Source organism: Rhodococcus sp. BH4, assembly GCF_002079265.1.
Taxonomy (GTDB): Bacteria; Actinomycetota; Actinomycetes; order Mycobacteriales; family Mycobacteriaceae; genus Rhodococcus_F; species Rhodococcus_F qingshengii.
Genome location: NZ_CP014941.1, coordinates 5,148,420 through 5,169,259, shown reverse-complemented (window position 1 = coordinate 5,169,259; position 20,840 = coordinate 5,148,420). Strand labels below are relative to the sequence as shown.

The window sequence follows — 20,840 nt, the reverse complement described above, 5'->3', positions numbered from 1 at the left end:
CAAGTGATGGATGGTTCCCGAGCCTGACTGGGAGATTGGCTACTCCGGCGCTGCGGCCAACGCGCGCAGATCGCGTTTGAGTACCTTGCCGGCACCGTTGACCGGCAACGCGTCGACAAACTGGAAGGTGCGAGGAACTTTGTACCCGGCGATGAGGGTCTTCACATGTGCGCGCAGTGCGTCGGCGTCGACGTTCGATTCCGCTCGAAGAACTACTACGGCGTGCACGCGTTCTCCCCATCGGGAATCGGGTAATCCGATGACAGAGCACGCTGCCACGGATTCGTGCCGAGCCAAGGCGTTTTCGACCTCGGTGGAGTACACGTTCTCGCCGCCGGTGACGATCATGTCCTTGATGCGATCGACGATGAACAGGTAACCACGCTCGTCGAGGTATCCAGCATCGCCTGTATGCATCCATCCGTCGCGTAGTACCTCGGCGGTCTCGGTCGGTTTGTTCCAGTATCCGAGCATGATGTGACTGCCGAACGTGACGATTTCGCCAATCTCTCCCGGAGACAGTTCCGTTCCGGTCGGATCGACGATCCGAACTTCGCAGTGCGGGAGAATGCGACCGGCGCTTCGGAGCAACTCGCCGCCTTCGAGGTGGTCGGCGGGGCTGAGAACACTGATGTGGGCGGTTTCCGTCATCCCGTAGCCCTGCGCGAAGGCGCTGTTGGGGAACATGTGCATGACTTGCCGCAGGAGCGTCGGAGAAATGGGGGATGCACCGTATCTCAGGACCCGAACACTGGTCAGATCGTAGGAAGTCGTGTCCTCGTGCGAGATCAACATCTGGAGCATCGTCGGGACCAGGCCGACAGTCGTCGGCCGATGGCGGTCGACTGCTTCGAGGAATACGCCCGGACTGAATCGCGACAGGAAGACCTGAGTGCCGCCCATCAACGACTGGGCCAACCATCCGACTATCCCGGCGATGTGGAACAGAGGGTTGACCGCGAGGTTCACTCCGCCGCTGACGGCGACATTTCCCGCGGCGAGTGTGCCCAGAGCCGAAGTTATCAGCGATTGATGGCTGACCATCACACCTTTGGGCACGCCCGTCGTGCCGCCGGTGTAGAGAAGAAGTGCCAAGGTGTCGCCACCGGCGCGTAGATCGGCAACGGGAGACGATTCCGAGATCACCAGTTCGTAGTCGAGCATTCCTTCGGGAACCCGTCCGTCGCCGCAGTAGATCACGGTTGCCAGACTCGAGCACGATTCGCGGAGTGCGTTCGCGATGGAAGCGAAGTTGTCGTCGACCAGTAGGAAGGTCGAGCCGGAATCCTCGAGCGCGTACGTGATTTCCGATGGGCTCCAACGAGTATTGACGGGACTGGCCACTGCTCCCGACCACCAACAGGCGATCAGCGCCTCGTGGTACCAGTCCGAGTTCAATGCCAGAATCGCGACGCGATCGCCGGGTTGCAAACCCATCGCCTGCATTCCGCCCGCCAGCTTCGTGATTCGTTCGACCGATTGTCGGCAGCTTCGGACTCGATCTCCGAACACTGTCATCGGGGTTTCCGGGGCTGCTCGCATGGATCGGTGAACGAATTGAGTTAGTTGCATGTGCTTCCTCCAAGGAGTCCGGGGCGCGTGGCCTGATTCAGATCAGTTCCAGGATCATGGCATTGGCCTGACCGCCAGCCTCGCACATCGACTGCAATCCGTACCGAATGCCGTTGTCGCGCATGTGGTGTACGAGGGTCGTCGTCAGACGTGCGCCCGAACCGCCGAGAGGATGACCGAGTGCCATCGCGCCGCCGAGAGGGTTGAGCTTGGCATAGTCGGCGCCGGTCGCCTGCAGCCAAGCCAGAGTGACCGAAGCGAAAGCCTCGTTGATCTCGAATGCCCCGATGTCGGACAGTGACAGTCCCGCCCGCTCGAGCGCCTTGGCGGTGGCCGGGATGGGGCCGGTAGCCATGGTTATGGGATCGACGCCTGCTAATGCCACGGTGTGGACTCGGGCGATCGGCTTCCACCCTCTGCGTGCCGCCAATGCGCTACTGGTGACCAACAGCGCAGCGGCGCCGTCGGAGATCTGTGACGAGTTGGCAGCGGTGATACGTCCCTCGTCCTTGAACGGTGTGGGGAGTGCGCCCAATCGCGCGAGAGTCGACCCGCGCCGGACGCCCTCATCGGTGTCGACGACGGATACCGTGCCGTCCTCGGCCGTCGTCTTGACCGGGCTGATCTGATTCTCGAAGGCGCCCGAGTCGATGGCGGCGGCTGCTCGCTCGTGAGAGTCGAGTGCATGCTGATCCAGTTGGGTTCTGGTCAACCCGAAGTTCTCGGCGATCATTTCTGCGCCCACACCCTGGTTGAACTCCACTCCGTTGTATCGCTGGCGGACCAGCGGGCCGAACGGCTTGCCGAACTGGGTGGCGCTGCGTGCGGAGCCGATGGGGACGCGGCTCATGCTTTCGACGCCGCCGGCGACGGCGATGTCGTAGTGGCCACTGATGATTCCGGCCGCAGCGAAATGCAAGGACTGCTGCGAGGATCCGCATGCCCGATCCACCGTCACACCGGTGACCGATTCGGGCCAGCCCGCGGCCAGTACGGCGTATCGGCCGACGCCGCCGGCTTGCTCACCGACCTGGCTGACGCAGCCCCACAAGACGTCGTCGACTGTGCTCGGGTCGAGGTCGTTGCGTTCGGTGAGGGCGCGAAGGACATGTGCGGACAGGTCGACCGGGTGGACCCCGGACAGCCCTCCGTTCCGCTTTCCGACCGGTGTGCGAACTGCGTCGACGATGACGGCGTCGTTCATGGCGTGCTCCTTCGTTACCGACTTCGAGGTCGGCATCTTCGTGTGGGATGTGCGTAAGTGAATATGCGCTAACTATGGAATCGATAGCGACCAGATTGGATACTTGCCATTTCATCAAGTTATGGCAAATTCACATTATCTACCGAATTGCTTGCTGGGAAGCGATTTCAGTGGTTGAATTCTGCTCAGTTCACGATGTGATGCCCATCACCGACCCGGTCGTCTCGGGAGTCGAAGGCAAAGCCGTGGCGAATCTTCCCTTACCAGTTCAAGGAGATTTAGTGGTACTCGAACAGCAGGTGAACCGGCCTCGGGCCAAGCTCGGAGAAGCAGGCGAATCCAGGACAGTGGCCTGGGGGATGACCAGCGTGCTGGTCGCCATGTATGTCATCAACTTTGCCGACAAAGCAGTCCTCGGCATCATCGCTCAGCCCTTGGCCAAGGAGTTGGGACTCTCCGCCTCCGACATCGGTCTGACCGGTAGTGCCTTTTTTCTGATGCTCTCGCTCGGTGGCTTGTTCTCGGGCGCTCTCGACAAGTGGCTCGGACTGCGCTGGGCGCTCGTCCTGCTGGTGGTCCTGTGGTCCGTGGCGATGTTGCCGCTCATTCTTTCGGCCAGCTTCGTGACCCTGCTGGTGAGTCGAATGATTCTCGGCTTCGCCGAAGGGCCGAACTCGCCCCTGCTGTTCTCCGCCGCGTACTCCTGGCATGCGCCGGCGCGGCGCGGGCTGCCAGGAGCAGTTCTGACTTGCTCGGCATCGATCGCGAAGATTGCGATCGCGCCCATTCTCGCGTACGTCGCGGTCACCTGGGGCTGGCGCTCTGCGCTGGTCGCATTGGCGATCGCGGGGGTCTTGTGGGCTGCGCTGTGGCTGGCGGTGTGGAAGGAGGGTCCGTACGGACGAACTGGCAACTCGGGTAAGGCCGATGATGCCGACTCGAGCCCTGACGGCTCGGATCGCGAAACGGCATCGGCGCCCGTGACTGACGCTGAGCCGGCTGTGCCTTGGTTGCACATCTTCCGCACCCGCACCTTCATCGGCGGTGTTCTGCTCATTGCAGCCGCCTATGCACTGGCAGCGGTAGTCCTCACCTGGTTGCCGTCGTACTTCGAACTGGGCCTCGGTTATTCGCGCCTCCAGGCTGGATCGATGTTCTCCATCCCCAGCCTCATCGGCCTTGCGATCATGTTGAGCAGCACGTGGCTCAGCGACAGGCTCATCACCAAAGGCGTCAGCATGCGGGCTGCTCGGGTGGTCTTTCCTGCGGTCGGCATGCTGATCGGCGGTACGATGTTGGTCTTCCTGCCGTTCGTCAGTACGCCTGTCATGGCTGTGTTCATGGTGTCCTTGGGCTACGCGATATGCACTCCGGTACTACCGCTTCTCAATGCCTGTGTGAGCGAATTGTGCCCGCCGAAGCAAATTTCCGGGGTACTCGGGGTGTTCTTGTCGCTCATGGCATTCGGTGGTTTCATCGCGCCGTACATGATGGGACGCATCGTCGACGCGGCCGGCGACGGTGGCGACGGCTACGCAACCGCCTTCCAGATCCTCGGTGGGGTTGCGCTCGTCGTGGCCGTTGTCGGCATCGTCATCATCGACCCTGCCCGTGACAAGAACTTGGTGCGCCCCAACGCTCCCGTTGTTGCTGCCAGATAGGCCGATCGCGATGACCTTCGTACTCGATCATCATGTATCGCCTGACTTCGAGAGCCTACTCACTTTGGAAGAATTGAGCAGCAACGAGTTTCGCGGCTACTGCCATGCCGGGCATCCGAGGAGGGCGTTCGGCGGGCAGGTGGCAGCTCAGGCGCTGACCGCCGCGGGCAGTACCGTTCCAGCAGAGAATCTTGCGCACTCGCTGCACGGTTATTTCCTCAGCGCGGGCGATCCCACCAAACCGATCGTCTACGAGGTGGAGCGACTCCGAGACGGGCGATCGTATCGCTCCCGTCGAGTCACTGCGAGACAAGATGGCGAACCGATCTTCACGTTGTCGGCCTCCTTCAAACTGCCCGAAGGCGGCGCGGATCGGCAGTTGGAGATGCCCGAAGTGCCGCCACCCGAGGAACTTCCGGATCCGTACGAGCACTGGGCGCAAGAGCGGCCTGAGGAGTACCACGCCGCGACAACAGTGCGAGTGATGTCCCTGCGCTTCGTTCCGCAGGATCGGATATCGGACCACCGTGCAGTACAGGGACTTTCAGAGCAGACGGTGTGGCTCAAACCCGCTCAGGCCTTGCCCGACAATCCGTTGCTTCACGTCTGCGCCCTCACGTACGGCTCTGACATGACATTGGCGTCGACAGCGTCATTGGACATCCAACCGCATCGCTCGATGCTCAAGGGTCAATCCAGGGCGATCGTGACTTCCCTCGATCACGCTGTGTGGTTCCATCGACCCTTCCGTGCTGACGACTGGATGCTCTTCTCTCAGAGCAGCCCATCGTCCTGTGACGGTCGGGGGCTGTCGAGTGGGCACTTCTGGAGTAGGCAAGGAGATTTGGTAGCCACTGTCGTTCAAGAGTCGCTGGTCCGCCGGATCGACTAGAAGATTCATTCCATCCATACCGAACAGCTGGAGGTTCTACTCATGACGCTCGCCTGGCCGACCGATATGCCTCGATGCCTCGACTATCCGACGGTGGGGATCGACGCAGTTCTGGCAGGAGCTGCTCGCGCCTACCCTGACCGAATTGCGCTGCAAGACGGCGATCTTGCACTAACCTTCGCCGAGTTACACGACCAAGCACGACGAGCGGCCGGGGGATTGCGTGCACTGGGAGTACAACCGGGAGACGTCGTGGCGCTCCATATGCAGAACAACCTGTGGTATGTCGTGGCGTACTACGGGGTGCTGTGCGCGGGTGCTGCTGTGGCGCCGGTCAATCCGACTCTCCCGCCCGCCGGTCTCCACGATCAGTTGGATGATGTGAAGGCGCGGATGGTCATCTCGCATCCCGAATCCGTCGGCATCGTTCTGGCGGCGGATACACAGTGTGTCGATGAAGTGGTGTGTGTATCCACGACACCCTCAGCGCCGGCGACTGAAACGGCTCTGCCGGAGCGAGTCCTTGCATTCGACGATTTACTGCAAGCGCAACCGTTGGCGTCGTACCGCGTGGATCCGGAACTCGTCGCTCATCTGCAGCTGACCGGTGGTACGACCGGACGCTCCAAAGCTGTTCGCGTACTGAATCGTAACCTCGTTTCGAATGTGATCCAGATGGCGTCCTGGCGATCCGGGCTACTCACCGAACTCGACGAACTCGGTGGGCTTCGAATGCAGTCGGCCGCGGATCGGGGTCCGCATGCGCTGGTCCCGGGCGAAGGCGTCAACATCGCAGTGGCGCCACTCTTTCACGGTCTGGGCTTGGTCGGACAGAACGTCAGCACACTGCTCGGTTCGACCGTTGTCTTCACCGGGCGCTTCGATCCGGACCGGATGTTGGCAGACATCGAGCGCCTCGGCGTCACGCACATCACCGGCTCGCCCGCGATGTACTACGCGTTGTTGGCGAGCAGCAAGATCGGAGCGCACGATTTGTCCTCCGTGCGTGCGATCAATTCCGGTGCAGCCCCGTTCGACACGACTTCGCTGCGGAGCCTGCAATCGATTTTCGGCAATGCCTGGGTCACAGAGGGCTACGGCTTGAGCGAAGCGACGATGGGCCTGACCGGTGCGCCTTTGAACAGTCTTGTCGCGACGCCGCCGGACAGCGTCGGCGTCGCGATCTTCGACACCGAACTCGAGATCCGAGACGAGAATTCGGCGGTCCTCGAGCCCGGCGAGGTCGGTGAGGTCTGGGCTCGCGGGCCGCAGATCACCGACGGGTACCAGAATCAGCCGGAACTGACTGCGGTTCAGTTCCGCGGTGGTTGGCTCGCGACCGGCGACATGGGGCGACTGGACGAGGCGGGGCACCTTTTCCTGGTGGGGCGGTCGAAGGACATGATCATCTACAAGGGCTACAACGTCTATCCGCAGCCGCTCGAAGAGATTCTGTGTTCGCACCCCGCTGTTGCGCAGGCGGCCGTCGTCGGCGAAACGGTGCCGGTGGTCGGCGAGCGTGTGACGGCCTTCGTTCAATTGAACCGCGACTTCGCGTCCGAATCTGCGTCGGACTTGCAATTGCTGGAACGGGAATTGACGGACTACGTGGCTGCGAAGGTGGCCCCGTACCAGAAGGTGCGTTCGATCAGGTTCGTCGAGCGGATACCCGTCACCGCAACGGGAAAGATACAGAAGAACGAGCTGCGGAAAAGTCTCGCCGCCGACGCAATCTAGGACGATCGTCCAGTTAACTCTGACGATTCCATCCTGCCGCGGGGTGATTTCTGCGAGAGTGTCGAACATGCGAGCAATCCTGGTAGCCGGTATGAGTGCGTTCGTGGCGGTCGTCTCGGCGCCCTCTGCCGGCGCCGAGACGACTACGAACCAAGTGCGCTCGTTTTCCGAGACCACGTCAGTCGGGGTCCACAATTCCTACGAGAAGGCGACGTTTCCGTACTTCGCCGACGCTTTGGATTCCGGGGCGTCGTTGCTCGAGCTGGACCTGTGGACCAACGCGGCGGTCCGGACTGGCGTGTGTCGCACATGAATCCGGTGGTGAGCGACAGCAACTGCGTCGGCGCTCAGGACGCATCCGGGTTGCGAAGCGGTCTACGAGATCAGGGATTCCGTGGATGCCTGGCAGATATGCGGGCGTGGCACGAGGCCAATCCCGAGCACCCGCCGGTGATGATCAAGTTGGAAATCAAGGACGGGTTCACTGCCGGGTACGGACGTGGGCCCGCGGATCTCGACGCCCTGATTCTCGGGACACTCGGAGACGCGGTTTTCACGCCGGCCGATTTGATGGGGGAGTCCTACTCCACCCCGGATGCCGCCGTCACCGAGCGTGGATGGCCGAGCAATTCCGAAATGACCGGGAAATTTCTGTTCGAGCTGATACCGGGAACGATCGAGGAGGGAAACCCTCTCGATACGGAGTGGACGGACCGGCAGTATGCGACGCACCTGCGAGATCTGTCCTCCGCCGGGCTCGTCGAACTCGGCGCCGCCTTTCCCGCTGTTCACCGTGCATCACCGGGAGACCCACGTCTCGACCGCTATACCGACCCGGGGATCCGTCCGTGGTTCGTGATCTTCGACGGTGACGCTCTCGACTACACCGCCGGAGTCGTGGATCCGAGTTGGTACCACGATCGCGGCTACCTGCTCGTCATGACCGACGCGCACAAGGTCGCTCCGCAGATCGACGGAACCCATGCCACCGAAACCGAGGCGAGCGAGCGTCTCGACCTGTTGGCCGGGCAGCACGCAAGTTACATCACCGCGGACTGGTCGAGGTTGCCGAACGTACTGTCCACCGTGGTGCCGCGTCGGTGATTTTCGAAAGGCCGGATCGTGAAGAGCGAGATCTGACGGGCGGCAATTCTCAGGAACAGGGTGCAGGATGGGTTCATGCGCACTGTCACGTGGAATCCCGAAGTGTACGGCCGCTATTCGGGTGAGCGGTCACGCCCGTTCGTGGACCTGGTGTCACGGGTGGCCACCGAAGACCCGACGCGGGTAGCCGACCTCGGCTGCGGATCAGGCACCCTGACCGCGATGCTCGGGGAAAGATGGCCGGACGCCTCGGTATCCGGATTCGACTCGTCTCCCGAAATGGTCGCGCAGGCCCCTACAGACCTACCGGGAAACGTCACCGTCGAGTTGGGGGACATCATGTCCTTCGACGCCACCGGTTACGACGTGGTCGTCAGTAACGCTGCATTGCAGTGGGTTCCGAGCCATCGCGAGCTGATCGACCAGTGGGCGGACACCCTGGAATCCGGATCGTGGCTGGCGTGGCAGGTGCCGGGTAACTTCGATGCTCCGTCCCATGCGCTCATGCGAGATCTCGCGGAATCAGCGGAATGGAGTGAGCGACTGGGTGGCGTCCTACGCGGCCCGGAAGGCGTCGACAGTCCAGTTCAGTACGCGCAGCGTCTCCAAGAACACGGATTCGACGTCGACGCCTGGGAGACGACGTACGTACACGTGCTGGCAGGTGCCGACCCGGTGCTCGGATGGGTACGGGGGACGGGGTTACGGCCCGTGCTCGACGTTCTCGGCGAAGCTGACGCTCCGGAGTTCGAGCGTCAGTATTCCGATCTGCTGCGGGAGGCCTACCCCGCAACAGCCGCCGGAACGCTCTTTCCGTTCCGGCGAGTGTTCTGCGTCGGACGCAAGCGGTAACTACTCGGCTGGGTTGCGGTCAGCCGATCACTGCGCGGTGACAAAGCCTTCCGAGACCAGCCAGTCGCGGGCCACGTCCGCCGGCTCCTTGCCGTCGACGTCGACCTGCCGGTTGAGTTCGGTCATCACCTCGTTGGTCAGTCGCTCCGAGATCGGTGCCATGACTTCTGCTACCTGCGGATGTGCTTCCGCGAAGTCCTTTTTCATTACCAGTGCCGGATTGTATTTCGGGAAGAACTGGAGATCGTCGTCGAGCAGAACGAGATCGAGTGCGATGATGCGACCGTCGGTGGTGAACACCTCGCCGAACTTGCACTGATCGCCATCGGCTGTCGCCTGGTAGATGATGCCGGTCTGCAGGATCTGGCGTTGGGCACGAGAGGCGTCGAAACCGTATTTCGCTGCCAGGCCGGGATATCCGTCCTGGCGGACGTTGAACTCGGTCTCGACGCACGTCACCGCAGCTCCGGGATCGGATTCGACCAACTTCGCGTAGTCGGAAACGGTCTTGACACCGGTCTTCTCAGCGGTCTCCTTGCTCATCGCCAATGCATACGTATTGTTCATCGGCGCCGGATCGGTCCACACCATGTCGTTCGCAGCAAGGTCCGCATCGCGGACGGCCTCGAACTGCGCCTGCGAATCGGGAAGCGGTGTCTCGTTGCCGAGGTAGTTGATCCAGCCGGTTCCGGTGTATTCGTACGCAAGATCGATCTGGCCGTTCAACTGTGCGTCACGGGTGCTGTTCGAGCCCTGGATGTTCGTGAGGTCTCGAACATCCGCGCCCGCAGCGGCCATCGCGAATTCGATGACGTACCCGAGCACGATCTGCTCGGTGAAGTCCTTGGAGCCGACGGTCATCTTCACACCCTCGAGCTCCGGAACCGGCTCGATGCTGCCGGGGCCGACGGCCAGGGGCAGTGCGCCACCGGACTCGAGACCACACGAAGCGACAAGTGTGAGGCCGATAGTGGCAACCGCGAGTTTCCAGCCCCACGTTCTGGTGATCGAAGTCTTGGTCATCGCAATCCCTTGGGCCCGAGATAAGTTTCGGCGAGCGCGCCGAGCCAGTCGATCAGCAAGGCCAGCGACACCGCCAGTACGGCACCGACCACGAGGGTGACGTTGTCGCGGAGCTTGTATCCGGTGTCGATCAGAATGCCGAGTCCGCCGGCACTGACCAGGAAGCACAGCGTCGCGGTACCGACGGCCAGAACGAGCGAAGTACGCAGTCCTGCAAGGATGTACGGGACGGCCATCGGGAACTCGAGTTGACGTAGGACCGTGAGCGAAGACATTCCCTGCCCGCGCCCCGCATCGATCAAGGTCTTGTCCACTTGCTGGTAGCCGAGGATGGTGTTGCGCAGCACCGGAAGCAACGAATAGAACGCAATGGGAAACACGCCGATCCAGAAGCCGGTCGTTCTTGTCGCGAGATAGAACAGCACGAGCAGGCCGATGGCAGGCGCTGCGGCTCCGATGTTGGCTATTCCCACGAAGAACGGTGCCAGGCGGGTGAATTTCGGCCTGGTCAGCAGGGTTCCGAGCGGAACCGCGATGGCGACGACGATGATGACCACGGCGGCGGTGATCAGTACGTGCTGCCAGGTCAGAGTGACGATGTTGTCGAGGTTGATGCTCGCCTTCTGCGTCGCGTTGAGATCTCGGCTGAATGCCCAGATCAACACGCCCGCAACCAGGATCAGGACGATGACCGGCTGGACATACAGTCGCATCCGTTCCGCACGGCGCGTGGCGGCGTTCTCGGCCGCACCCAGATCGGGGGCGTCCGGTTCCATCTCAGGCGCGGAGACGCGCTCCTCTGTCGTGGCAGTCATGTTCAACCCTCGACGTTCTCGGTGTCTGGCTCTTCGTCGTGGTCGTGCGCATGCTCCTCGCGCATTTCGGAAAGATGGCTGACCAGTGTGTCGATGGTGATGAGACCGACGTACTCGCCACGCCGTCCGGTGACCACGGTGGACGCATTGCTCTCTGCGAGAAGAGCTTCCAAAGCATCCTGCAGGGTGGACTGGATGGACACGGCTTCGCCGATCTCGTTACCGACACCTCGAAGAGTCGACGCATGGGCGAGGTGGCCGGGCGAGACCCAGCGAAGCGGCCGTCCGCGCTGATCGAGAATCAGGGCCCACTTCCACTTACGCGCTGCGAGTGCGGTTCTCAAATCATCGACCGAATCGGTTTCGCGGGCGGTGAGGCACTGCTTGAGTTTGATCTGGCGCACGCGTGTCAGGGTCAGCTGCTTGAGCGAGGCGTCCGCCCCGACAAATCCGGCGACCATGTCGTTTGCGGGATTGGCGAGAATCGCTTCCGGAGTGTCGTACTGCATGATGCTGGACTGATTGCCCAGCACGGCAATACGGTCACCGAGTTTGACTGCCTCGTTGAAATCGTGCGTGACGAAGACGATGGTCTTACCCAACTCCGACTGCAGACGCATCAGTTCGTCCTGGAGCAGGCCGCGGGTGATCGGATCGACGGCACCGAAAGGTTCGTCCATCAACAGCACCGGAGGATCGGCAGCCAGCGCCCGCGCCACGCCCACACGCTGTTGCTGCCCGCCGGACAATTGGCGAGGGTAGCGGTCGCGATAGGTATCGGGATCGAGGCCTACGAGGTCGAGCATCTCGTCGGTGCGCGCTGCGATACGTTTCTTGTCCCAACCGATCAGACCCGGGACAGTCGCGACGTTCTTCGCAATCGTGAAGTGCGGGAACAAGCCTGCCTGCTGGATCGAGTACCCGATGCCACGGCGGAGCTTGTCCGGGTCGATCGACAGCGCGTCCTTGCCGTCGATGGTGATCTTGCCGGAGGTAGGTTCGATCAGGCGGTTGATCATGCGCATCGTCGTCGTCTTGCCGCAACCCGAAGGTCCGACGAAGACCACGATCTCACCAGCCGGAACAGTCAGCGAAACATTGTCCACCGCTGCAGCTTTCTGGCCCGGGTACCGCTTGGTGACGGACTCCAGGACGATCTCGACCCCGGATACCTTCTGATCTGTGGATACGTCAGACGGAATGGTTTCAGTCATTGCAGCCCCTTCGAAGTAGTGAGACGACCGATGACGACGTAGATTCCGTCGAGAATCAGAGCGAGAATGACGATCAGTACGGTGCCGACCAGCGCTTGCGGAACAGCATTCGGGCTACCGACACGCGAGAGTCCGGAGAAGATCAGGTTTCCCAGACCAGGGCCTTTGGCGTACGCCGCGATGGCGAGGATGCCCATGAGCATCTGTGTACTGACCCGCATGCCGGTGAGGATCGACGGCCACGCGATCGGTAGCTCGATTCGACTCAGTACGTGCATGCGATTCATTCCGACACCGCGGGCTGCGTCCGTGATCGCCGGGTTGACTGCATCCAGACCGATGATCGTGTTCCGAATGATCGGGAGCAGGGCATACAAGATCAACGCGGTGATCGTGGGAGCGACGCCGAGACCGAGAATCGGAATGAGCAGTCCGAGGAGGGCGAATGAAGGAACCGTCAGGATCGTGCTGGCCAACGCCGTAGCGATGGAGGATCCCGCCGGGCTCCGGTAGACGAGAATGCCGATGATCACGGCGGCGATCGTCGCGATGATCACGGACTGGATAACTGCTGAAACATGAAGGTACGAGTCGGTCAACAACTGTTGTCGTCGTGCAACGACAAAATCCCATAGCGCGCCCATATTTCCGAACCCACTTTCTTCGGACTTCTGCTCGCTCGAACGTCTTCCCTCGACACCGACCGGCGCACAAGGGCTTTCCCCACAGCCTCCGTAGGCCGAGGGGTTTCCCTCGACTGTCGTCCAAAAACTGAGATACTGCAACTAATTCCGATTGCAGCGTGTCGGATGTTGTTCTGGACGTGAGATTTTGCGAGACGCGGGTATGTACCCACTGCGAGCAGAGTTGAAACGCGCTGGAGATGGCAAAGCGGGAGAGTTCCGCAGAACTCTCCCGCATTGCTTGATTTGTCCGAATTGGCCTCAGGCCCAGCTGAGCGCATCCTCATCGGAGAGGCGCGGCAGACGATCGAACCAGGGGTTCTCACCGGGATGGCCGATGTTCACCACGAGGATCGTCTTGAAACGTCCGTCTGCGAAGAATTCGCCGTCGATGCCGTCGGCGTCGAACCCGGCCATCGGGCCGGCGACCAGACCCTGTGCGCGAATCGCGAGGATCACATAGCCGGCCTGAAGTGCGGCATTGAACCGACTCGTCGAACTGGCGGCAGCCTCGTCGGATTCGAAGTAGTCCTTCATCTCCGGGCGAATGGGGAACAGGTTGGGGATGTGCTTGTAGAACTCGGTGTCCACCGCCAGTACGGCAACTGCAGGAGCGGCCTCGGTCTTGGCTTTGTTGCCGTCTGCCATGTGTTCGACGAGGCGTGCTTTGCCTTCCTCGGTACGAACGAACAGCACACGTAGCGGATTGGTGTTGGCCGCGGTCGGTGCCCACTTCGCGAGCTCCCAGATCGCAGTCAGTTCGTCGTCGGTCACAGGTTCGTTCGAGAAGGAGTTGGCGGTGCGAGCCGCAGTGAAGAGGAGCTCGCGGCCGGCTTCGTCGAGTTGCTGGGCGGTGAATGGGGTGGCTGCGTCGAGAGACATCGGGGGTTTCCGTTCCGTGGTAGCTCGACCGAGCATCACCCGGTAAAGCTAGTTGCTAGTAAAAAAATAGTGCCTACGGATACGTTAGCACTGTGGCTAGGATGGTGGGGTGGCAAGCAAGAGCGAAGCGGGACACGAGCCCCGCGCATGTGACGGGGCTCTGGCCCGCGCGTTCGGCTTCCTGGGCAAACGGTGGAACGGCGTCATTCTCGGCACGCTGCTGAACGGGCCGGCGGGATTCTCCGAACTCAAGCGCGCGGTGGGCGGGATCAGTGATTCGGTGCTCTCGGAACGCCTGACGGAGTTGGCAGGGGCAGGCCTGGTGACGAGGAGCGTCGATGCAGGTCCGCCCATCGCCGTGGAGTACGAACTCACAGCGTCGGGGCAGGCGCTGCTCCCCGCTCTCAGTGAACTGACAACGTGGGCCGCCGAAAATCTGCCACCCGAGAGTTGCTCGAACTGAGCGCTAGCTCGAACGGCAGTTCAGCGACTGCGCGGGTCCTGTTTCTGCCAGTTGATATTTCCTTACCGTTTTTCCCGGGCGATACTGGCCGAACATTTGTCGGTTCGGGGCTGCCTGGGGACGCCGGGTATGGCTCTTTTCGTGCTGCTGTTCGCATGGCTGAAGGAGAACGGCCGCCCGGTGTTCTCGACGACTCGACCTATCAATCGCCTGACGGACTTCGAAAATTCGGCCGGACGAAGTCGGAAGTGTGGTTCCGGAACAAGAAGGCATACAACGCCTCTCGGATTGACGACGCCGCGGTCGAGGCCGCAAACGGGTAGTTGGTGCGGGTGGCTGGGCAGATGTCGCCGCCACGGGTGGTGACGTGTCTGCGTTCGGAAGCGCAGACAGATTGGCCGGCATCTCAGGGTCTAGCGCCTGTGCCGCGAGATTCGGGCCGAGTCAGTGGAAATCTGCGCCGGCTGCGCAGGTACGACCGCAGGCTGTTGCGGGCCTTCTATCTGTCCGCGCAGCACAGTATCCGGCACAACGCTCAGTCGTAGGCTTTTTGTACCCGCAAACGGGCCGAGGGGCAGTGTCATACGCAGGCGGTTCTTGCGTTGGGAGGCGGAGACTGAACGTGTGGTGGGCGCTCCTCCGCGATAACGCGATCTATCAACTTGGACCGACTACCGCCGCGGCTGCGTGAGCGCCCTAGCGACTAACGCAGTGCGGTAGATGTATGTGCGCCGGGGGAGTGTGGCTCGTAGCGCTGAGAATCCACGGTGTTGTGACATGTCCGAGCCCGCTATGGTTTCCGGTGATGGACCGGCCGTCGATGCTGCCTGCACCCGAGGCCACCGCCGGCTGAAGGAGACAATACTGTGCTGCATCTGCGTGTCATCTCGCCGAGTGAGCGGACCGGAGATGTGCTGAACATGTTGGCCGCCGAACCTGGGGCTACTCATGTGACACTCGCACTCAGAGCCGCTGTCGATCCGCCGGGAGATGTGATCGAGGCCGATGTAGCCCGCGCATGCGCGAACGACGTGCTTGCCGCGTTGACTGCTCTGGACCTGGTGAGGGCTGGCGGTATTTCGTTCGAGCCGGCGGGAACCATGCTGTCCTTCTCCGCAGAACGGGCGGACACTGCGGCCCCGAGAAGACCCGACGAGAGAGTGGTGTGGGAGCAGTTGCTCGGTCAGGTGCGCGAAGGTGCCCGACTGACTCCGGCGTTCCTGGCCTTCCTGGTGATCGCGTTTTTGCTCTCGGCAGTCGGTGTTGCCACGGCGTCGCCGCTGACCCTGGTCGGTGCAATGGTGGTGGGGCCGGAGTTCCGGCCGCTGGCAGCGCTTTCAGTGGGTCTGGTACGTCGAGACAAAGATCTCGTGCGAAATTCGATTCGTACCCTCGCGATCTCGTTTCCGGCCGCGATGGCCCTCACCGGCCTGGCTACCTTGCTGTGGATTCGTCTGGGCTGGGTCGGAATCGGCGATGTCGAGAACGCCCGCGCATTCGACTTCATCTACGAGGTGGGGCCGTTCTCACTGGTGGTAGCACTGCTGGCGGGAGCGGCTGGCATGCTGGCAACGGTCACCTCTACCTCTACGGTCCTGGTGGGGGTGTTCATCTCGGTGACGACGGTGCCAGCTGCGGGATTGGCGGTCGTTGCGGTCTTCGCAGGTAAGTGGAATGTCGTGCTGAGTTCGCTGGCTCAGCTCGGTGTCAATCTGATCGGTATCGTGCTCGCTGGAGTAGTTGTGCTGCTGCTGTTCTCGTTGCCCCGATCCGGCCGCCAATGGAAATCAGTCACGCGCCGGGACGCCAGGCCTGGCACATCGCCGTAGGCGCCTGACCCACTGCCGGAACTGGACTTTCGAGGCTTCAGGCTGACAGCTGTCTTGCGGATCGGTGGGAATGTCTGCGCCGACAAACGTCGCGACAAACAGATCCGGCATGCGAACTGTCGGATCTGGGTACCGCTGTCTGTACCGATCATGGCTTCCAGGCTGGTTGCAGCGACTGGAAAAGGGGATCAATCGAGACGCAACCGATTGGCCGCATGACTTCACTCAGACCCTTCGGACCTGCAGCGCCGGCGGCTCTGCCGGAGGAAACGGCCTACCGCAGTGCTTGACAAGACTTGTCGAGATTCTCCTTGGTAGCGATGAAACATCTACGCAACGTAGATGCAACGTAACCAAAACTAGTGTTCTGGATCACACAGTGTTCGTGTGGTCGAGAGGCCTTTGGTCACGAATCTGTGGGCAGAACGGGTCCTGGTTCGCTACCGGTGGTGGATGAGGACAAGGTTCCGCGGGTTGAGCACACAGCTCGCGGAACCGCCCAACCACACGCCCCGACGAGGGCACCGGCCGACAGGAGTTCAGGTGTCCGTAGTTGCGGAAGTCTCGGCGATCGATTTCGCGGAGACCGAATTCGATTGGGCACAGCGATCGACGCTGATTCGTGAAGTCGACCCACTCGTTCCGGGGCCACCATCCTTGGCGATGTGTCTGAGCGAACCGACGCGCGGACTGGTCGACATCGCTTCACTGCTTCTCGCGGCTCCGTGGTTGCTTCGATCGCCGCGTGGGGACGGGCATCCGGTCCTCGTTCTCCCCGGATTGCTGACTTCGGACGTTTCGACTCTCGCCTTGAGGACATACTTGAGCTTTCTCGGATACCGGGTTCACGGTTGGAATCTGGGTCTGAACACCGGTCCGACGGCGACGGTGGTCGACGGACTGCCTGCCGCATTGGCCGAGGTAGCAGATCGATACGAGCAGAAGGTGTCGGTAATTGGCTGGAGTCTGGGCGGTATCTACGCTCGAAAGCTGGCGAGGGACCTGCCGGATTCGGTGCGTCAGGTAGTGACACTGGGAAGTCCTTTCGGTCTCACCAGTCTGGAGCAGACGAGAGTCGGATCTCTCTACGCTCGTTTGTCCGGCAATCACGCGATACTGCCTCCGGTCGACGGCATCGAATCCGAACAGGGATCGCCTATTTCCGTTCCCGCCACGTCGGTCTACTCCAGGCACGACGGTATCGTTCCATGGCAAGCGTGCTGTGAAACCTCGGCAGGCCTGTCGGAAAGCATTGCGGTGCAAGGCAGTCACATGGGGTTGACCCACAACCCGTCGGCGTTGTGGACCGTTGCCGATCGTCTGGCGCAGGACGTCGACAACTGGCAACCTTTTGCGGCTCCGAAACGGCTTCGACGCATGTTTCCCTGCTGAGGTGCGAAGCTGAGGTCCGAGGCCGGGGTGTGGGGGAGAACCCTGAGTCCGACGCGGGGACGGACTCGTACCTGAGGACACACCGCGTCGGAAAAGATGGGTCCATGGCCTGATGCGCACAGGTGGATCGGCAGCGGATAGTGGAGGTCGACGCGGATGAACCGCGAGTTCCGTTGAAAGGAAACAACACATGACCTCCCCGATGAATACCCGCAAGCTCACCCGCGCCCGCTCGGGAGCAATGTTCGGTGGGGTGTGCGCCGGAATCGCTCGGTACTTCGGTTGGAAGTCGTCGACTGTCCGCTTGCTGTTCGTACTCTCGTGCCTGCTGCCCGGCCCGCAGTTTCTGATCTACATCGTGATGTGGATTTTCATTCCTCGTGAGCAGATCTGACCGAACCGCTCAACGGCGGCGGTCTTTCAGACATTGCTTGGCCTCGTGCAATTCCTCCGAACTCAGTGGAGGAAGGGGCAGTGCGTCACGGTGCAGGCCCTCCGTGCGTAGGCCGTCGAGCATTACCGAGAGGTATCGACGCCACACGGTCGGGTTGACGGGCTGAGCAAATTCGGTGACTGCGCCCACCATGAAGATGAGGCCGAACAGGTCCGTCGGTACGGCGTCGGTGCGCAGCATCCCGGCCTCCTGGGCCCGGTAGAAGATCCTCTCGACCGACGGTTCGATGATGGATCGTTGGCATGCGACTTGCTCGCATCCCTCGTCGGTTCCGTTCAGGACGTCTTTGAGTCCGCGGTTGACCGACATACGGCTGCAGGCGAATTCGGCAAAGGTGACAAGTCCGTCCCACGGATCCGGATTGGCAAGTGACGCGTCCGCGGCCGCTGCCATGTCGGCGAAGTTCTGCTGGAAGACTCCGTCGATCAATTCTTCTTTGCTGGCGAACCGCCGATAGACCGTTCCGACGCCGACCCCCGCGCGCCGGGCGACGTCGTCGAGTGTGACGTCGATCCCTTCTTCGGCGAACAATTCACGTGCGGCGTCGATGATCAACTGCCGATTACGTGCAGCATCGGCGCGAAGGGGGCGCTCCATTGCGGTACTCATGTCCCCACTCTACCCGCCAAGTGGAGACAGCCTCTCCGTTTTCGTGTAGCGTTTTTGCTAACCGGAGAAGCCATCTCCGCATAGGTTGGGCGAGGGACTATGTCAGACATTGCTGAACGGACTGAATTCGAGCAGTCCTCAGCGCCTTCAGGGGACAACCACGCAAAGCGGTGGCTGGTTCTCGCGGTTCTGGGAATTGCGCAGCTGATGGTGGTCTTGGATGCCACCATCGTCAACATCGCGCTGCCTGCTGCGCAGCGCTCACTGGAGTTCGGTGATTCGGACCGCCAGTGGATCATCACGGCATACGCATTGGCGTTCGGCAGTTTGCTGCTACTCGGCGGTCGATTGAGCGACTTGTTCGGGCGCAGGCGAACTTTCATCGTCGGCCTGATCGGCTTCGCAGTCGCTTCCGCCATCGGTGGCGCAGCCGTCAACTTCGAAATGCTTGTTGCCGCTCGTGCCGGCCAAGGCGTATTCGGTGCGCTCCTTGCCCCGGCAGCCCTGTCGCTGCTGTCCGTGACATTCACGGATCCAGGTGAGCGTGCCAAGGCGTTCGGTATCTTCGGTGCCGTTGCCGGCGGTGGTGGCGCCATCGGACTGCTGCTCGGCGGCGCACTCACCGAGTGGGTCGACTGGCGCTGGTGCCTCTTCGTGAATCTCTTCTTCGCGGCGATCGCCCTGGTCGGTGCAGTCCTGTTGCTCGCGCCGCACACCAGTGACTCGCGACCCAAACTCGACATCCCCGGAACGATCCTGGTGTCGATCAGCTTGTTCAGCATCGTCTTCGGATTCTCGAAGGCCGAGTCGGACGGGTGGAGTGCAACTCCCACTATCTCGTGGCTCGTTGCCGGCGTCGTGTTCATGGCGGCGTTCATCTACTGGCAGACCAAGTCCGAGCACCCACTTCTTCCGCTGCGGGTGGTCCTCGACCGAATCCGGGCGGGCTCGTACCTGGCGATCTTCCTTTCCGGCGCAGGCATGTTCGCAGTCTTCCTGTTCCTGACGTACTACATGCAGCTGATCCTCGGGTACAGCCCGATCATGACCGGCCTCGCATTCATGCCGATGGTGTTCGGAATCGTGACAGCGGCAACGCTTTCGACAGCGGTTTTGCTGCCGCGCGTCGGTCCGCGACTGCTGATCGTGAGCGGAATGGTCATCGCGGCGATCGGAATGACGCTGCTGGCCCAGATTTCCGTGGACAGCACCTATGCAGTACACATTCTGCCGGGGCTCGTCGTCACCGGACTCGGCATGGGCAGCATTTTCGCCCCGTCGATGCAGGGAGCAACTTCAGGCGTGCATCACGAAGATGCCGGCGTCGCATCTGCCACGGTCAACACGATGCAGCAGGTGGGCGGCTCGATCGGAACTGCACTGCTCAGCACGATTGCCGCCTCGGCTTCCACCAACTACCTGGTGGGCCGCGAGATGAATCCGCTGACTCAGGCGCAGGCCGCCGTCGAGAGTTACACCACGACGTTCTATTGGGCCGCAGGCATATTCGCGGTCGGCGCGGTCTTGACCGGACTGGTTCTTCGGAGTGGACTGCTTCCGGATTCGCCGGAAGGTGAACCGGTAATCGCCCACTGACAGCAAATTTCGGGGTCGACGCCGCAATGGCGTCGACCCCGAAATCGACTCAGCAGTTCTTCCCGGGCGTTGCCTGAAACCGATGAAGGACGTGATCGAGTTGCTCGGAGGACAGCGCCGGCACGGGCAGTTCCCGATGGTCGGTGCGGGACGCGCAGAGTCCGTCGATCATGAACCCGAGTGCGCGGCGGTAAGCCTGAGGGGCCTCGTCGCCACCGAACTTCTGGGCCATCTTGACGACCTGCATGAGAAGCGGAATGTCGTTGACTTCGAAGTCGCTGCGCAGGGTGCCCTGTTCCTTGGCTCGATTGACAAGTACCGCAGTGTGTCGAGCGATCCCGGCGCGCGCGCGCGCGAAGGTGTCGGACGTGAAGCGTCCGTCCATCAGGAGATCGCCGAATCCGCGGTTGTCTGCCATGCGCAGAGAGATCACGTCGAGAAAGTAGACAAGACCTTCCCAGGCGTCGGGCATCTCTCGGGCGGTGGCGGCGATCGTTTCGATCTCGGAACACCGCGTGTCGAACAGTGCCTGGATCAGTTCGTCCTTGCTGGCGAACCGGCGATAGACGGTGCCGACGCCGACGCCGGCGTGCTTCGCGACGTCCGCCAGCGTGGCGTCGAGTCCTTGGGCAGCGAACACCTCGCGAGCGGAGTTGAGGATGCGCTCGAGGTTGGCCTTGGCGTCGGACCGAAGGCGCGGCTGTGAGCAGTCGGCCGAGGTCCCCGCATGAGAAGCGTCGGGGTGTGTTGTCGGCATCCTCACAGTCTACGGCACTAAGCGGAATGATCGATTCCGTTAGTGCTATATTACTAAGCGGAACGTGTGGTTCCGATTGTCCGTATGAGAGAAGCCGATAT

21 protein-coding genes and 1 pseudogene are annotated in these 20,840 nt (G+C 61.7%); 13 read left to right on the top strand and 9 right to left on the bottom strand.

Going from position 1 to position 20,840, the window contains the following annotated elements; genetic code table 11:
- Positions 1–39 precede the first annotated feature (39 nt).
- On the bottom strand, positions 40–1,572 hold the full coding sequence (locus A0W34_RS23825) for an acyl-CoA synthetase (RefSeq protein WP_081558382.1): 1,533 nt from the start codon (positions 1,570–1,572) through the stop codon (positions 40–42).
- Positions 1,573–1,609: 37 nt separating this feature from the next.
- Positions 1,610–2,776, bottom strand: a complete 1,167-nt coding sequence (locus A0W34_RS23820; protein WP_065455240.1) for a thiolase family protein — start codon at positions 2,774–2,776, stop codon at positions 1,610–1,612.
- 299 nt (positions 2,777–3,075) lie between these two features.
- On the opposite strand from A0W34_RS23820, the gene A0W34_RS23815 reads away from it, so the two are divergent.
- The 6 genes from A0W34_RS23815 (at position 3,076) to A0W34_RS23795 (ending at position 9,022) form a co-directional block, all read left to right on the top strand.
- Positions 3,076–4,437, top strand: a complete 1,362-nt coding sequence (locus A0W34_RS23815) for an MFS transporter (RefSeq protein ID WP_050793956.1) — start codon at positions 3,076–3,078, stop codon at positions 4,435–4,437.
- A gap of 10 nt (positions 4,438–4,447) precedes the next feature.
- Entirely contained in the window at positions 4,448–5,329 is an 882-nt protein-coding gene (locus tag A0W34_RS23810) for an acyl-CoA thioesterase (RefSeq protein WP_065455241.1), read from the top strand.
- Between the two features lie 42 nt (positions 5,330–5,371).
- The gene (locus tag A0W34_RS23805; RefSeq protein ID WP_081558381.1) at positions 5,372–7,066 is read left to right on the top strand and encodes a class I adenylate-forming enzyme family protein; all 1,695 of its coding nucleotides are present in this window, start codon (positions 5,372–5,374) and stop codon (positions 7,064–7,066) included.
- 67 nt (positions 7,067–7,133) lie between these two features.
- Entirely contained in the window at positions 7,134–7,379 is a 246-nt protein-coding gene (locus A0W34_RS33470) for a hypothetical protein (RefSeq protein ID WP_232329912.1), read from the top strand.
- A gap of 8 nt (positions 7,380–7,387) precedes the next feature.
- Entirely contained in the window at positions 7,388–8,170 is a 783-nt protein-coding gene (locus A0W34_RS23800; protein ID WP_232329911.1) for a phosphatidylinositol-specific phospholipase C domain-containing protein, read from the top strand.
- Between the two features lie 75 nt (positions 8,171–8,245).
- The gene (locus A0W34_RS23795) at positions 8,246–9,022 is read left to right on the top strand and encodes a trans-aconitate 2-methyltransferase (RefSeq protein ID WP_030535206.1); all 777 of its coding nucleotides are present in this window, start codon (positions 8,246–8,248) and stop codon (positions 9,020–9,022) included.
- A gap of 27 nt (positions 9,023–9,049) precedes the next feature.
- On the opposite strand, the gene A0W34_RS23790 is transcribed toward A0W34_RS23795, so the two are convergent.
- The 5 genes from A0W34_RS23790 to A0W34_RS23770 all read right to left on the bottom strand — a co-directional run bounded on the left by A0W34_RS23790 (position 9,050) and on the right by A0W34_RS23770 (position 13,639).
- Entirely contained in the window at positions 9,050–10,045 is a 996-nt protein-coding gene (locus A0W34_RS23790; RefSeq protein WP_003939988.1) for a glycine betaine ABC transporter substrate-binding protein, read from the bottom strand.
- A complete protein-coding gene (locus A0W34_RS23785; protein ID WP_003939758.1) occupies positions 10,042–10,860 on the bottom strand; it encodes an ABC transporter permease in 819 nt (272 codons plus the stop codon). The genes A0W34_RS23790 and A0W34_RS23785 overlap by 4 nt, the downstream gene beginning before the upstream one ends.
- A gap of 2 nt (positions 10,861–10,862) precedes the next feature.
- Entirely contained in the window at positions 10,863–12,074 is a 1,212-nt protein-coding gene (locus A0W34_RS23780) for an ATP-binding cassette domain-containing protein (protein WP_007731456.1), read from the bottom strand.
- A complete protein-coding gene (locus tag A0W34_RS23775) occupies positions 12,071–12,718 on the bottom strand; it encodes an ABC transporter permease (protein WP_054187726.1) in 648 nt (215 codons plus the stop codon). Before A0W34_RS23775 ends, A0W34_RS23780 begins: the two co-directional genes overlap by 4 nt.
- A 300-nt stretch (positions 12,719–13,018) precedes the next feature.
- Complete coding sequence (locus A0W34_RS23770; RefSeq protein ID WP_007731458.1) at positions 13,019–13,639, bottom strand: malonic semialdehyde reductase; 621 nt, start codon at positions 13,637–13,639, stop codon at positions 13,019–13,021.
- A 109-nt stretch (positions 13,640–13,748) separates the two neighbouring features.
- On the opposite strand from A0W34_RS23770, the gene A0W34_RS23765 reads away from it, so the two are divergent.
- From A0W34_RS23765 to A0W34_RS23745, 6 genes and pseudogenes are all read left to right on the top strand, one after another.
- Positions 13,749–14,102, top strand: a complete 354-nt coding sequence (locus A0W34_RS23765) for a winged helix-turn-helix transcriptional regulator (protein ID WP_007731459.1) — start codon at positions 13,749–13,751, stop codon at positions 14,100–14,102.
- A 155-nt stretch (positions 14,103–14,257) separates the two neighbouring features.
- Complete coding sequence (locus A0W34_RS32820; protein ID WP_155277909.1) at positions 14,258–14,425, top strand: hypothetical protein; 168 nt, start codon at positions 14,258–14,260, stop codon at positions 14,423–14,425.
- 23 nt (positions 14,426–14,448) lie between these two features.
- Positions 14,449–14,793, top strand: a pseudogene (locus A0W34_RS23760) (transposase); the annotation flags it as partial.
- 175 nt (positions 14,794–14,968) lie between these two features.
- Positions 14,969–15,931 (top strand): DUF389 domain-containing protein, encoded by a 963-nt coding sequence (locus A0W34_RS23755; RefSeq protein WP_081558380.1) that lies wholly within the window; start codon positions 14,969–14,971, stop codon positions 15,929–15,931.
- A gap of 543 nt (positions 15,932–16,474) precedes the next feature.
- Positions 16,475–17,323 carry an alpha/beta fold hydrolase gene (locus A0W34_RS23750; RefSeq protein ID WP_020970664.1) on the top strand — a complete coding sequence of 283 codons (849 nt, stop codon included), beginning with the start codon at positions 16,475–16,477 and terminating at the stop codon, positions 17,321–17,323.
- A gap of 190 nt (positions 17,324–17,513) precedes the next feature.
- The gene (locus A0W34_RS23745; RefSeq protein WP_003939828.1) at positions 17,514–17,717 is read left to right on the top strand and encodes a PspC domain-containing protein; all 204 of its coding nucleotides are present in this window, start codon (positions 17,514–17,516) and stop codon (positions 17,715–17,717) included.
- A 9-nt stretch (positions 17,718–17,726) separates the two neighbouring features.
- On the opposite strand, the gene A0W34_RS23740 is transcribed toward A0W34_RS23745, so the two are convergent.
- Positions 17,727–18,386, bottom strand: a complete 660-nt coding sequence (locus tag A0W34_RS23740) for a TetR/AcrR family transcriptional regulator (protein ID WP_080712681.1) — start codon at positions 18,384–18,386, stop codon at positions 17,727–17,729.
- A gap of 99 nt (positions 18,387–18,485) precedes the next feature.
- Between A0W34_RS23740 and A0W34_RS23735 the strand changes: the two genes are divergently transcribed.
- Positions 18,486–19,982 (top strand): MFS transporter, encoded by a 1,497-nt coding sequence (locus A0W34_RS23735; RefSeq protein WP_081558379.1) that lies wholly within the window; start codon positions 18,486–18,488, stop codon positions 19,980–19,982.
- A 49-nt stretch (positions 19,983–20,031) separates the two neighbouring features.
- Here the strand turns inward: A0W34_RS23735 and A0W34_RS23730 are convergent, their stop codons facing one another.
- Entirely contained in the window at positions 20,032–20,739 is a 708-nt protein-coding gene (locus A0W34_RS23730) for a TetR/AcrR family transcriptional regulator (RefSeq protein WP_007731468.1), read from the bottom strand.
- Between the last annotated feature and the right edge of the window lie 101 nt (positions 20,740–20,840).

What these genes read in the sequence shown, in the direction of transcription:
- A0W34_RS23740 (WP_080712681.1), bottom strand. Translation starts at nt 18,386, where the DNA reads ATGAGTACCGCAATGGAGCGCCCCCTTCGCGCCGATGCTGCACGTAAT.
- A0W34_RS23780 (WP_007731456.1), bottom strand. Translation starts at nt 12,074, where the DNA reads ATGACTGAAACCATTCCGTCTGACGTATCCACAGATCAGAAGGTATCC.
- A0W34_RS23825 (WP_081558382.1), bottom strand. Translation starts at nt 1,572, where the DNA reads ATGCAACTAACTCAATTCGTTCACCGATCCATGCGAGCAGCCCCGGAA.
- A0W34_RS23795 (WP_030535206.1), top strand. Translation starts at nt 8,246, where the DNA reads ATGCGCACTGTCACGTGGAATCCCGAAGTGTACGGCCGCTATTCGGGT.
- A0W34_RS23735 (WP_081558379.1), top strand. Translation starts at nt 18,486, where the DNA reads ATGTCAGACATTGCTGAACGGACTGAATTCGAGCAGTCCTCAGCGCCT.
- A0W34_RS23775 (WP_054187726.1), bottom strand. Translation starts at nt 12,718, where the DNA reads ATGGGCGCGCTATGGGATTTTGTCGTTGCACGACGACAACAGTTGTTG.
- A0W34_RS23810 (WP_065455241.1), top strand. Translation starts at nt 4,448, where the DNA reads ATGACCTTCGTACTCGATCATCATGTATCGCCTGACTTCGAGAGCCTA.
- A0W34_RS23770 (WP_007731458.1), bottom strand. Translation starts at nt 13,639, where the DNA reads ATGTCTCTCGACGCAGCCACCCCATTCACCGCCCAGCAACTCGACGAA.
- A0W34_RS23820 (WP_065455240.1), bottom strand. Translation starts at nt 2,776, where the DNA reads ATGAACGACGCCGTCATCGTCGACGCAGTTCGCACACCGGTCGGAAAG.
- A0W34_RS23785 (WP_003939758.1), bottom strand. Translation starts at nt 10,860, where the DNA reads ATGACTGCCACGACAGAGGAGCGCGTCTCCGCGCCTGAGATGGAACCG.
- A0W34_RS23790 (WP_003939988.1), bottom strand. Translation starts at nt 10,045, where the DNA reads ATGACCAAGACTTCGATCACCAGAACGTGGGGCTGGAAACTCGCGGTT.
- A0W34_RS23805 (WP_081558381.1), top strand. Translation starts at nt 5,372, where the DNA reads ATGACGCTCGCCTGGCCGACCGATATGCCTCGATGCCTCGACTATCCG.
- A0W34_RS32820 (WP_155277909.1), top strand. Translation starts at nt 14,258, where the DNA reads ATGGCTGAAGGAGAACGGCCGCCCGGTGTTCTCGACGACTCGACCTAT.
- A0W34_RS23745 (WP_003939828.1), top strand. Translation starts at nt 17,514, where the DNA reads ATGACCTCCCCGATGAATACCCGCAAGCTCACCCGCGCCCGCTCGGGA.
- A0W34_RS33470 (WP_232329912.1), top strand. Translation starts at nt 7,134, where the DNA reads ATGCGAGCAATCCTGGTAGCCGGTATGAGTGCGTTCGTGGCGGTCGTC.
- A0W34_RS23730 (WP_007731468.1), bottom strand. Translation starts at nt 20,739, where the DNA reads ATGCCGACAACACACCCCGACGCTTCTCATGCGGGGACCTCGGCCGAC.